The organism is Geobacillus zalihae NBRC 101842, assembly GCF_001544135.1.
Taxonomy (GTDB): Bacteria; Bacillota; Bacilli; order Bacillales; family Anoxybacillaceae; genus Geobacillus; species Geobacillus zalihae.
This window is the reverse complement of the sequence record NZ_BCPV01000014.1, coordinates 1-12,325: the sequence shown is the minus strand read 5'-3', so window position 1 is coordinate 12,325 and position 12,325 is coordinate 1. Positions and strand designations below refer to the sequence as shown.

Sequence of the window (12,325 nt, the reverse complement as noted above, 5' to 3'; positions counted from 1 at the left end):
GGGGTGTCGGGCGCAAAGCTCAATGAAGTTCATCCGGATGCGGAGCTCGTGTTTGACAAGGCGAAAGTGACGTTTTTCCGCACGATCCACAGCATCCCCGATTCGATCGGCATCAGTCTGCATACATCGCAAGGTGCGATCGTGTACACGAGCGATTTTAAATTTGACCAAACCCCGTACGGCAACAACCGCACCGACTTAGGGAAAATGGCGCAAATCGGCGAAGAAGGGGTGCTGTGTCTTTTGTCGGACAGCACAAACGCCGAACGCCCCGGCTACAGCGGCTCCGATACGGTAGTCGCCTATGAGATCGCTGACGTGATCGGCCATGCGAAAGGACGCGTGTTTGTTGCCTGCTACGCTTCCAACATCACCCGCATCCAGCAAGTGCTGTACGCCGCCCGCCAATCCGGGCGTAAAGTGGCAGTCATCGGCAAAACGCTGCATAAAGTAATGGACATCGCCGTGCGCCTTGGCTATTTGCACGTTCCAGACAAGGTGACGATTTCTGCGCACGATATCGATCGCTACCATGACCGCGAGCTCGTCATTTTGACAACCGGCGGGCATGGCGAGCCGATGAGCGCGCTTTGGCGCATGGCGCGTCAAGCGAACAAACAAGTGAACATCAAAGAAGGGGATACCGTCATCGTCGCCGCATCCGTCATGCCGGGCTATGAGCTTGGGTTCGCGAAAACGATCGACGCCTTGTATCGGGCCGGCGCCAACGTGATTTACCGCGACCGGCAAGTGCACGTATCTGGGCACGGTTGCCAAGAAGAATTAAAGTTGATGCTCAATTTAATGAAGCCAAAATACTTTATTCCGGTGCATGGGGAATATCGGATGCAAAAAGCGCACGCCCGGTTGGCGAAGGCGGTCGGCATCTCGGAGGAGCGGACGTTTTTAATCGACAAAGGCGAAGTGATCGAGTTCCGCGGCGGTGCCGCCCGCCCCGGCGGCAAAGTGCCGTACGGCAACATTTTAATTGATGGCCTCGGCATTGGCGATGTCGGCAACATTGTGTTGCGTGACCGCCGCTTATTGTCCCAGGACGGCATTTTGATCGCCGTCGTCACGCTGAATAAAGAAGCGAAAACGATCGCCGCGGGGCCGGAAATCATCTCGCGCGGATTCGTCTACATGCGTGAGTCGGAGACGCTGCTCGAAGAGGCCGAACAAATGGTGGCGGAGATCATCAAACATTGCCTGGAATCATACATGCTCGAATGGTCGTCGTTGAAAGCGAACATCCGTGAAGCGTTAAGCCAGTTTTTATTTGAAAAAACGAAGCGCAGACCCATGATTTTGCCTATTATTATGGAAGTATAATGCAATCATGCTCAAAGTCAACTGGAAAATGCCGGAAACGGTCAGTCGTTGCCGGCATTTTTCTTTTTTCTTTCGGCCATACTAAGCGTATGATCGACAAGAAAGGAGACGAAATGGATGGAGAAGGAACGTTATTTTCAAGCGGAAACCGAGGGCGAACAGCCGGAAACAAAGGCCGAGGAAGCGACTGCGGCCATCACCCAGCTTGGGCAGACGAACGTCCCGCAAATGGATCCCGATACGAACATTCATTGTTTGACGATCGTCGGACAGATTGAAGGGCATATTCAGCTGCCTCCGCAAAATAAGGCGACGAAATACGAGCACGTCATTCCACAGATTGTGGCCATCGAGCAAAACCCGAAAATTGAAGGGCTACTCGTCATTTTAAATACGGTCGGCGGCGATGTGGAAGCAGGGCTCGCCATTGCCGAAATGCTCGCCTCGCTCTCGAAACCGACTGTTTCCGTTGTGCTTGGCGGCGGCCATTCGATCGGCGTGCCGATCGCTGTGTCGTGCAACTATTCGTTCATCACCGAGACGGCGACGATGACGATTCATCCGATCCGTTTGACGGGGCTTGTCATCGGCGTGCCGCAGACGTTTGAGTACTTGGATAAAATGCAGGAGCGCGTCGTCCGCTTCGTGACGAAACATTCGAAGATCAGCGAGGAAAAGTTTAAAGAGCTCATGTTTTCCAAAGGCAATTTGACGCGCGACATCGGCACGAACGTCGTTGGGCCTGACGCCGTTCGGTACGGGCTCATCGATGAAGTCGGGGGCGTGTCCCAAGCGATGGCGAAGCTGCGCGAGCTGATCGCGATGAGGAAAAACGGGGAAGGGAAGATGATCCAATGATTTTGTATACGATCATGCCCGAACATTTGATTTTTCCGGTCGATGCCGCTGTTTATGAGAAGCGGAAAATGGTGTATTACGATGGCATTCCGTTTCTCGTCCAATCTGTCGAAACGGGAGAATATGAAATCGTACAAAACTTAAGCACGAATCCGTTCCATTTTTTAAACGCCAAATATGCGCCTGGGGCGCGATTTCCGGCTTCTCTGGCAACATCGTAATGAATTGTTCAGCCGTTCATGATATAATAGTAAACAAACGGAAAAAAGCAGCCATTGTTGGCTGCTTTTTTCCGGCTTGCCAATTCATTCATGCTGGAGTGAACGATCATGGCGAAACGAAAGCGAAGAAGAAAAGGGAAACCGTCAAAAACACAGCCATGGACGGAAACCATCCGCTTTGAATTGATCGGACTTGGCTTGCTCGCGGTCGCTGTCGTTGCGATGGCCCGCCTCGGGCTTGTCGGGGAGACGCTCGTGCTTGTGGGTCGCTTTTTTTTCGGCGAATGGTACATGCTATTAGTAGGCGGACTTTTCCTATTATCGCTCATCGTCATGTGGCGGCGGGAGTGGCCGTCATGGACGGGCCGCCCGTTTGTCGGCGCTTCGTCCATCGCCGCGGCGCTTCTGCTTTTGAGCCATGACAAGCTGTTTGAACTCATGTCGCGGCGCGGCGAGCTTGATCCGAGCATCATTCGGACGACGTGGGGGCTGTTTTGGAACGAAGCAAGCGGCAAGGCGGCCGATGTGGATTTAGGGGGCGGAATGGTCGGCGCCCTGTTATTTGCCGCCAGCTACCAGCTGTTCGATTCGCCCGGGACGAAATGGATTTGTTTCCTTCTGTTCATCGTCGGCTTTGTCGTGCTGACCGGGAAATCGCTGCGCGAGACGGCCGGCAAATGGGTTGCTTTTGCCGCAGCGTTTGTGCGAAAAGAATGGTTGGCGTTTGTCGAAGATATCAAGCAATGGCGGGCGGGGAGGAAGCGCAAGGAAAGCGGCGGCCGAAGCCGACGCTCGCGGCGGGCGGCCGCAAAGCGGGAAGACGAGCCGGCTGAAGCAAGCAGCGTCGAGCCGGATGAGGAATTGCTTTCCCCGCCGCCGATCATTTCCGATTTTGCCGCAGTCCGGTCGGCCGCTGAGCCGGAAGAAGAGAAGAATCCACTGGTGGAAGGCGACAGTGGGGGGGAGGAGGACAAACCGGCGCCGCCGCTTGCGTTTTCCGAGCATGAAAACACCAATTACGACCTGCCGCCGCTTGATTTGCTTCGCCTGCCGAAGCCGGCCGGGCAATCGGCCGATCATGCGAACATTTACGCCAACGCGCGAAAACTGGAGAAAACGTTCCAAAGCTTCGGCGTCAAGGCGAAAGTGACGCAAGTGCACCTCGGTCCGGCGGTGACGAAATATGAAGTGTATCCGGACGTCGGGGTGAAAGTGAGCAAAATTGTCAGCTTAAGCGACGATTTGGCGCTCGCTTTGGCGGCGAAAGACATCCGCATTGAAGCACCGATCCCCGGCAAGTCTGCGATCGGCATCGAAGTGCCAAATGAAGAGATCGCCACTGTTTCGCTGCGCGAAGTGCTGGAAGCCATTGAGCATACACGGGACAAGGCGAAGCTTTTGATTCCGCTTGGGCGCGACATCTCCGGTGAAGTCGTCGCTGCGGAACTAAACAAAATGCCGCATTTGTTGATCGCCGGCGCGACCGGCAGCGGCAAAAGCGTCTGCATCAACGGCATTATCGTCAGCCTGCTCATGCGCACGAAGCCGCATGAGGTGAAGCTGATGATGATCGATCCGAAAATGGTGGAGTTAAGTGTGTACAACGGTGTTCCTCATTTGTTGACACCGGTCGTCACCGACGCGAAAAAAGCGGCCCAGGCGCTGAAAAAAGTCGTCCAAGAAATGGAGCGGCGCTACGAGCTGTTCTCGCATACCGGCACGCGCAACATTGAAGGATATAACGAGCATATCCGCCACCATAACGAAACGGCGTCGGAACAGCAGCCGCTTTTGCCATACATCGTCGTGATCATCGACGAATTGGCCGACTTGATGATGGTGGCTTCCTCGGATGTGGAAGAGGCGATCACCCGTTTGGCGCAAATGGCGCGCGCCGCTGGCATCCATTTGATCATCGCCACCCAGCGCCCGTCGGTGGACGTCATCACCGGCGTCATCAAAGCGAACATTCCGTCGCGCATCGCCTTCAGTGTATCATCGCAAATCGACTCGCGCACCATTTTGGATATGGGCGGGGCGGAAAAACTGCTCGGCCGCGGCGATATGCTGTTTTTGCCGATGGGGGCCTCAAAACCAGTGCGCGTCCAAGGGGCGTTTGTCTCCGACCAAGAGGTGGAAGACGTCGTTCGGTTTGTCATCGGACAGCAGCAGGCGCAATATTATGAGGAGATGTTCGTCGAAGACAGCGAACCCTCTTCCTCAGCCCTTGAAGACGAGTTGTACGATGAGGCGGTCCGTCTTGTCGTTGAAATGCAAAGCGCCTCCGTCTCGATGCTGCAACGCCGCTTCCGCATCGGTTACAATCGCGCCGCTCGGCTCATTGATGCCATGGAGGAGCGCGGCGTCGTCGGCCCGTATGAAGGAAGCAAGCCGCGCGCCGTTCTTTGGTCGAAGGAAGATTTAAAAAAGACATCATAAATGGGAAAAAGGGCGGGCGAAAAAAGCCTGCCCGCTCAATCATACATCTTATTGGAAGCGTTGCCAATCCTATTTCTTTTTCTTCGACAAAATTTGATATCACCTATTTATTTGCCCAGTAAAAAATGATATAGTAATCTCAAAAAGGTTATATGTCTAATGTCAGAGGTCTGATCTCAACGGAAATGCGTAACACGGAGGACGTTGTCATGTCAATCAAATCAGACAGCCGCCACCTTTACTTGCAAGTGATTGATCGCATCAAGCGCGATATTGAAACGGGAGTGTACAAAGAAAAGCAAAAACTGCCGTCCGAGTTTGAACTCGCCAAACAGCTTGGCGTCAGCCGGGCGACATTGAGGGAAGCGCTCAGGGTGCTTGAAGAAGAAAACATTATCATCCGCCGCCACGGCGTCGGAACGTTTGTCAACGCCCGTCCGCTGTTTACGTCCGGCATCGAGCAGCTCTCAAGCGTCACGGATATGATTCGTCAAGCGGGGCGCAAGCCAGGAACGATTTTTTTGTCTTCCTCCATCCAACAGCCGACGGAAGACGATATGCGCCGTTTCCAATGCCGGCCGGACGAGAATTTGCTGCTCATCGAGCGGGTGCGCACCGCTGATGGAGAGCCGGTCGTTTATTGCTTGGATAAAATTTTATGCAAATATTTGCCCAAAGGGATCTCTTATGAGCAAGAGTCGTTGTTTGAAAACTTGCACAACCAAACGCATCGCGACATCGCCTATGCGGTCGCGCGCATCGTGCCGCTCGGCTATCATGAAAAAGTGTCGCCGATTTTGCAATGCGACCCGGAAACGGCGCTGCTTGTGCTCAAGCAAATGCATTTCGATAAAAACGATGAGCCGATTTTTTATTCCGTCAACTACTTCCGCTCCGACAAGTTCAGCTTCCATGTCATGCGGAAGCGGTTCAGCTTTTAAGGGGGTGAAAAGGGTACATAGAAAGAAGCCGGAAGTTTCATACTAAATAAAGGAACCAATTTTCAAAGCAGGGGGTAGTGATGGATGAAAAAGCGAATGGGATTGCTTTTGTCCACTTTGTTCGCCGCCAGCACGCTGCTTGCCGCTTGTGGCGGTCAAGGGGGAAATAATGCCGGGGGCGGAAAAGACACGTTCAGCGTCGCCATGGTCACCGACGTCGGCGGCATTGACGACAAATCGTTCAACCAGTCGGCTTGGGAAGGGCTGCAAAAGTTCGGCAAAGACAACGGGCTTGAAAAAGGCCGCGGCGGCTACGACTACTTGCAGTCATCGAGCGACGCTGACTATGCCACGAACTTAAACAAGCTTGTGCGCAGCGACTTTGACTTGATTTTCGGCATCGGGTATTTGATGGGCGACGCGGTGAAAGAAGTCGCGAAGCAAAACCCGAAAAAACATTTCGCCATCGTCGACACGGTTGTTGACGAGCCAAATGTCGCCAGCATCACGTTCAAGGAGCATGAAGGCTCGTTCCTTGTCGGTGTTGTCGCCGGGCTAATGACGAAAACGAATAAAATCGGCTTTGTCGGTGGGATGGAGATTCCGTTGATCGAAAAATTCGAAAGCGGATTCCGCGCCGGCGTGAAAGCGGTCAATCCGAAGGCGACTGTGGAAGTGCAATACGCCGGGGCGTTCGACCAAGCGGATAAAGGGAAAGCGATCGCCTCGAGCATGTACGCGTCTGGCATCGACATCATCTACCATGCAGCTGGAGCGACTGGGAGCGGCGTCTTCTCGGAAGCGAAAGATTTGAAGAAGAAAGATCCGAACCGCGAAATTTGGGTCATCGGTGTTGACAAAGACCAAGCGCCGGAGGGAGAAGTGAAAGTCGGCGGCAAAACGTACAACGTAACGCTCACTTCGATGGTGAAGCGCGTCGACGTCGCTGTCTATGACACGGCGAAACGGGCGAAAGAGGGCGACTTCCCGGGCGGCAAAACGATTGAGTACGGGTTGCCGGAAAATGGGGTTGGCATTGCCCCGACGCAAGACAACATTCCGGAGAACGTGTTAAAAACTGTTGACGAATGGAAGCAAAAAATCATCAAAGGCGAAGTGAAAGTTCCGACAAACCGGAAAGAGTACGAGCAATTCGCTGCGACGATCAAGTGACGAACAACGGCGAAGAAGGCTAGCGCGAGCCGCTAGCCTTCTTCAAAATCGTCAACTACCCCCACTTCGCGAACGCTTGAAGTGGGGGCTTGCAACTCCCCAGAAGTGCAAACGGACTTCGTCCTCCTTCCTTGACTTGGGGTTGCATCAGGGGGCAGGTTGACCGCTGCCCAACGACGCAGGTCATGCCTGCATCGTTGCCGATTCTCTCGGTGTGTCTGTTGGCAGTACTTGGCTTCCACACACAACAGACAGACCTGCGCTCGATGTTTGACGGTTGCAACGTTTCCTGCAACCAACTCCATACATCGAGCAGCCGTGATTGGAGTGCCTTTATTGAACAGTTTTCTCCACGTCTTTATTCGATCATACACAAAAGAAAGGGGGAACGCGCATTCCTCTCCCACTTACTCCCTTTGGTCGTTGAAGTGGGAGTCTCCTGCGCGAAATAGGATGAAGGGCGGCTGTTTTGCTGCCGCCTCTCATTTTGTGATTTTGACCCCGCTGCAGTAAGGAGTGAATCGCTTGGAATACGTGATTGAAATGCTCAATATCCGCAAAGTGTTTGGCTCGTTTGTCGCCAATGACAACATTACGCTGCAAGTGAAAAAGGGGGAGATACACGCTCTGCTTGGCGAAAACGGGGCCGGCAAATCGACGCTCATGAACGTGCTGTTCGGTTTATACCAGCCGGACGGCGGCGAAATCCGCGTCAAAGGAAAGCCGGTGCGCATTACCGACCCGAACGTCGCCAACGATCTTGGCATCGGCATGGTGCATCAGCACTTTATGCTCGTCGATACGTTCACGGTGACGGAAAACATCATTTTAGGCAGCGAACCGACGCGGGCGGGAACGATCGATATGAAGCGGGCCGAACAGGAGGTGCGCGAGCTGTCGGAACGATATGGACTCGCGGTCGATCCGACAGCGAAAATTGCCGACATTTCCGTCGGCATGCAGCAGCGCGTGGAAATTTTAAAGACGCTTTACCGCGGCGCCGATATTTTGATTTTTGACGAACCGACAGCGGTGTTGACGCCGCAGGAAATCCGCGAGCTCATCCAAATTATGCGCACGCTCGTCCGCGAAGGAAAATCCATCATTTTAATTACACACAAACTTAAAGAAATTATGGAAGTGTGCGACCGCGTCACCGTCATCCGCCGCGGCAAAGGAATTGCGACGCTCAATGTGGCGGAGACGAATCCGAACGAACTGGCGGCGCTCATGGTCGGCCGCGAGGTGCAGTTTACGACCGCTAAGAAACCGGCTGAGCCGGGAAAACCGGTGTTGGAAATTAAAGACTTAGTCGTCAAGGACGCGCGCGGGATCAAAGCGGTCAACGGTTTGAACTTGACGGTGCACGCCGGCGAGATCGTCGGCATTGCTGGAGTTGACGGCAACGGCCAGACCGAGCTCATTGAAGCCATAACCGGGTTGATCAAAGCTGAATCAGGGACAATCCGCCTCAACGGCCGAGACATTACGAATTTGCCGCCGCGCAAAATCATCGAAGCCGGCGTCGGCCATATTCCGCAAGATCGGCATAAGCACGGGCTTGTCCTTGACTTTCCGATCGGCGAAAACATGGTGCTGCAAACGTACTATCAGCCGCCGTACTCGAAACGGGGTCTGTTGAATTTTCAAGCCATTTACGAAAAAGCGCGCCAGCTCATCCGCGAATTTGACGTGCGCACGCCGGATGAATATACGAAGGCGCGGGCGCTATCGGGCGGAAACCAGCAAAAAGCGATCATCGGCCGCGAAGTTGACCGCGACCCGGATTTGTTGATCGCCGCCCAGCCGACAAGGGGGCTTGACGTCGGCGCGATCGAGTTTATCCATAAGCGGCTCATCGAACAGCGCGACCGCGGCAAAGCGGTGCTGCTCGTCTCATTTGAGCTCGATGAAGTCATGAACGTCAGCGACCGGATCGCCGTTATTTATGAGGGGAAAATTGTCGCCATCGTCGATCCGAAAGAGACGACGGAACAAGAGCTCGGGCTGCTGATGGCCGGAAGCAAACGGAAGGAAGCAGGTGTGTCGTGATGAAGTCAAACCGTCTCCAGCAATTGTTGATTCCTGTATTGGCCGTCTTGCTCGGCATGGCTGCCGGATCCATCGTCATGCTCGTGAGCGGCTACAACCCGATCGCTGGGTTTTACGCTCTCGTGTACGGGGCGTTTGGCGATACGTACTATATCGGCGAAACGATCCGCCAGACGACGCCGTACATTTTAACCGGGTTGGCGGTGGCGTTTGCTTTTCGCACCGGCTTGTTTAACATCGGGGTCGAAGGGCAGCTGATCGTCGGCTGGCTGGCGGCCGTCTGGGTCGGCGTGTCGTTCGACTTGCCGAAAATCATCCATTTGCCGCTCGCCATTTTGGCGGCCGCCCTCGCCGGAGCGCTTTGGGGGCTGATCCCGGGCGTGCTAAAGGCGTATTTAAAAGTGCATGAAGTCATTATTACGATCATGATGAACTATATTGCTTTGCATGTAACGAACGCCATCATCCGTTCCGTTTTGTCCGATGAGGGATTTAAATCAAAGCCGGTGAAAGAAAGCGCATCGCTTCACTCCGACTTTTTTGATGCCATTACGTATCATTCCACCATGCATTACGGCATTTTCATCGCTGTCGCCGCGGCATTTGTCATGTGGTTTTTGCTTGAGCGGACGACGAAAGGGTTTGAGCTGCGGGCGGTCGGGTTCAACCAGCATGCCTCCCAGTATGCCGGCATGAACGTGCGCGCCAACATCATTTTAGCGATGGTCATCTCCGGCGCTTTTGCCGGCGTCGCCGGGGCGATGGAGGGGCTTGGCACATTTGGAAACATCTCGACGAAAGCCGGCTTTACCGGCCTTGGATTTGATGGCATCGCGGTTGCCTTGATCGGAGGCAACAACGCGTTTGGCATTTTGCTCTCCGCCTTGTTGTTTGGCGCCTTAAAAGTCGGGGCGTTGGAAATGCCGTCAAGCGCCGGCGTGCCGACCGAACTCGTTGACATTATTATCGCGCTCATTATTTTCTTTGTGGCATCGAGCTATATGATTCGCTGGCTGTTATCTCGCTGGCAAAAGGGGGCGGAGTAAGTGAGCGTGTATGACGTGTTGCAGACGATTATCCCGACAGCGATTTTCTTTGCGGCTCCCCTCATTTTCACGGCGCTTGGCGGCGTGTTCAGCGAACGGTCCGGCGTCGTCAACATCGGGCTTGAAGGATTGATGACCATCGGCGCGTTTGTCGGCATCGTCTTTAATTTGACGTTTGCCGATCGGTTTGGCGAATGGACGCCGTGGCTTGCCTTATTGGCTGCCATGGTGGTCGGCGCTGTATTTTCCCTGCTGCACGCTGTCGCGTCGGTCACCTTTCGCGCCGACCAAGTCGTCAGCGGGGTGGCGATCAACTTTTTGGCGCTTGGCCTGTCGCTGTTTTTAGTCAAAAAAATGTACGGCAAAGGCCAGACCGACCAAATTCAAGTCGGGTTTGACAAAATCGATGTGCCGGTGTTGAGCGACATCCCGGTCATCGGCCCGCTGTTGTTCTCCAATGCGTATGTGACGTCGTACATCGCCATTTTGTTGGCGTTTGTCTCTTGGTATGTGATTTATAAAACGCCGTTTGGCTTGCGGCTGCGCGCCGTCGGCGAACATCCGATGGCGGCGGATACGATGGGGATTCATGTCGCCAAAATGCGCTACATCGCCGTCATGATCAGCGGCGCGCTCGGCGGCTTGGGCGGTGCGGTATACGCGACGATCATTTCCCGCGATTTCAGCCATGCGACGATTTCCGGGCACGGATTTATGGCGCTTGCGGCGATGATTTTCGGCAAGTGGCATCCGATCGGCGCGATGGGAGCGGCGCTCTTTTTCGGGTTGGCGCAAAGCTTAAGCATCGTCGGGCAAACGATTCCGTTCTTGAAAAACGTCCCGACCGTTTACTTGCTCATCGCCCCGTATGCACTCACGATTTTGGCGCTGGCGGGCTTCATCGGCCGCGCTGAGGCGCCGAAAGCGGCTGGCACGCCATACATCAAAGGAAAACGGTGATGAAAGCGGCTGTCCGAAAAACGGACGGCCGTTTTTGCTGAATGGAATGATTTGCATTTTTCCATTGGCAAAAGGTATATTGTTGATAAGACGCTTTACAATAAATGAAAGATAGTGCATATCTGCAAAGAGAAAAAGTAAGGAGGAGTTGGATTGGTCGACGAAAAAGTCACAGCGGTCGGACCGGTTCGCGTCCATACGATTTCGACCGATAAGTACAAAACGAACACGATCGTTTGGAAAATGAAGGCCCCTCTTGCTAAAGAGACGGTCACGCTGCGCGCGCTTTTGCCATACGTCTTGCAAAGCGGCACGGCCGACTATCCGAGCGTTAAGGCGCTGCGCACCTATTTGGATGAACTGTATGGGGCGACGCTGAACGTCGATTTAACGAAAAAAGGCGAACATCATATCATGACGATTCGCATCGATGTCGCCAATGAACGATTTTTGCCGGAGCAAACGCCGCTTCTTGCGAAAGCGTTTCAGTTCTTGGCCGATCTTCTGTTCCGCCCGGCGCTTGATGGCGGCCGGTTTGTCACTGACATTGTTGAGCAGGAAAAGCGGGCGCTCCGTCAACGCATTCAGGCGGTGTATGATGACAAAATGCGCTATGCGAACATGCGCCTTGTAGAAGAAATGTGCAAAGGCGAACCGTACGCCCTCTCTCCAAACGGCGAGCTTGAAGACGTGGACGGCATCACGGCGGAAGGGCTGTATCGCTATTATGAACGAGCGCTGGCCGAGGATGAGCTGGATCTATATGTCATTGGCGACGTGGCTGAAGAGGCGGTGCTCAATGCGGTGAAGCAGCGTTTTTCTCTGCCGGATCGTCCAAAGCGGGAGCGCGCATCGTCGGTTTCTGTCAAGCCGCAAGGGGAAGTTCGCGAAGTCATCGAGCGGCAAGACGTGAAGCAAGGAAAGCTCAACATCGGCTATCGGACAAATGTGACGTATGAAGATGACGATTATTACGCCTTGCAAATGTTTAACGGCATTTTTGGCGGTTTTTCCCATTCGAAGCTGTTCATCAACGTCCGCGAGAAGGCAAGCCTTGCCTATTATGCCGCCTCAAGGCTTGAGAGCCATAAAGGGCTTTTGATGGTCATGTCCGGCATTGAACCGGCCAACTATGAGAAGGCGCGCCGCATCATCGATGAGCAAATGCAGGCGATGAAAAACGGCGATTTCACAGATGAAGAAATGGCGCAGACGAAAGCGGTCATCCGCAACCAGCTGCTTGAGACGCTCGATACGCCGCGCGGGCTTGTGGAGGTGTTGTACCATAACGTCGTCTCAACGC

10 protein-coding genes are annotated in these 12,325 nt (G+C 54.0%); all 10 read left to right on the top strand.

Features of this window, described 5'->3' with window-relative positions:
* Positions 1-1,332: ribonuclease J (locus GZ1_RS06320; RefSeq protein ID WP_060788136.1), on the top strand; the 1,332-nt coding region annotated here is incomplete at its 5' end.
* Positions 1,333-1,449: 117 nt separating this feature from the next.
* Entirely contained in the window at positions 1,450-2,190 is a 741-nt protein-coding gene (locus GZ1_RS06315; RefSeq protein ID WP_015374439.1) for a ClpP family protease, read from the top strand.
* On the top strand, positions 2,187-2,411 hold the full coding sequence (locus tag GZ1_RS06310) for a YlzJ-like family protein (RefSeq protein WP_013145716.1): 225 nt from the start codon (positions 2,187-2,189) through the stop codon (positions 2,409-2,411). The genes GZ1_RS06315 and GZ1_RS06310 overlap by 4 nt, the downstream gene beginning before the upstream one ends.
* 108 nt (positions 2,412-2,519) lie before the next feature.
* A complete protein-coding gene (locus GZ1_RS06305) occupies positions 2,520-4,850 on the top strand; it encodes an FtsK/SpoIIIE family DNA translocase (protein WP_015374440.1) in 2,331 nt (776 codons plus the stop codon).
* 209 nt (positions 4,851-5,059) lie between these two features.
* Complete coding sequence (locus GZ1_RS06300; protein WP_011230782.1) at positions 5,060-5,791, top strand: GntR family transcriptional regulator; 732 nt, start codon at positions 5,060-5,062, stop codon at positions 5,789-5,791.
* A gap of 84 nt (positions 5,792-5,875) precedes the next feature.
* A complete protein-coding gene (locus GZ1_RS06295) occupies positions 5,876-6,964 on the top strand; it encodes a BMP family lipoprotein (protein ID WP_015374441.1) in 1,089 nt (362 codons plus the stop codon).
* A 525-nt stretch (positions 6,965-7,489) separates the two neighbouring features.
* Positions 7,490-9,016, top strand: a complete 1,527-nt coding sequence (gene nupO, locus GZ1_RS06290; protein ID WP_060788135.1) for an ABC transporter ATP-binding protein — start codon at positions 7,490-7,492, stop codon at positions 9,014-9,016.
* A complete protein-coding gene (locus tag GZ1_RS06285; RefSeq protein ID WP_044741264.1) occupies positions 9,016-10,062 on the top strand; it encodes an ABC transporter permease in 1,047 nt (348 codons plus the stop codon). Before nupO ends, GZ1_RS06285 begins: the two co-directional genes overlap by 1 nt.
* Complete coding sequence (locus tag GZ1_RS06280; RefSeq protein WP_060788134.1) at positions 10,063-11,022, top strand: ABC transporter permease; 960 nt, start codon at positions 10,063-10,065, stop codon at positions 11,020-11,022. It abuts the gene before it with no gap.
* Between the two features lie 153 nt (positions 11,023-11,175).
* Positions 11,176-12,325, top strand: a 1,150-nt coding sequence (gene yfmF / locus GZ1_RS06275) for an EF-P 5-aminopentanol modification-associated protein YfmF (protein WP_060788133.1), incomplete at its 3' end; no start/stop codon positions are given.

Bases quoted from the DNA above. Each gene is read 5' to 3' on its own strand.
- GZ1_RS06315 (WP_015374439.1), top strand. From the start codon at position 1,450: ATGGAGAAGGAACGTTATTTTCAAGCGGAAACCGAGGGCGAACAGCCG.
- GZ1_RS06310 (WP_013145716.1), top strand. From the start codon at position 2,187: ATGATTTTGTATACGATCATGCCCGAACATTTGATTTTTCCGGTCGAT.
- GZ1_RS06305 (WP_015374440.1), top strand. From the start codon at position 2,520: ATGGCGAAACGAAAGCGAAGAAGAAAAGGGAAACCGTCAAAAACACAG.
- GZ1_RS06300 (WP_011230782.1), top strand. From the start codon at position 5,060: ATGTCAATCAAATCAGACAGCCGCCACCTTTACTTGCAAGTGATTGAT.
- GZ1_RS06295 (WP_015374441.1), top strand. From the start codon at position 5,876: ATGAAAAAGCGAATGGGATTGCTTTTGTCCACTTTGTTCGCCGCCAGC.
- GZ1_RS06285 (WP_044741264.1), top strand. From the start codon at position 9,016: ATGAAGTCAAACCGTCTCCAGCAATTGTTGATTCCTGTATTGGCCGTC.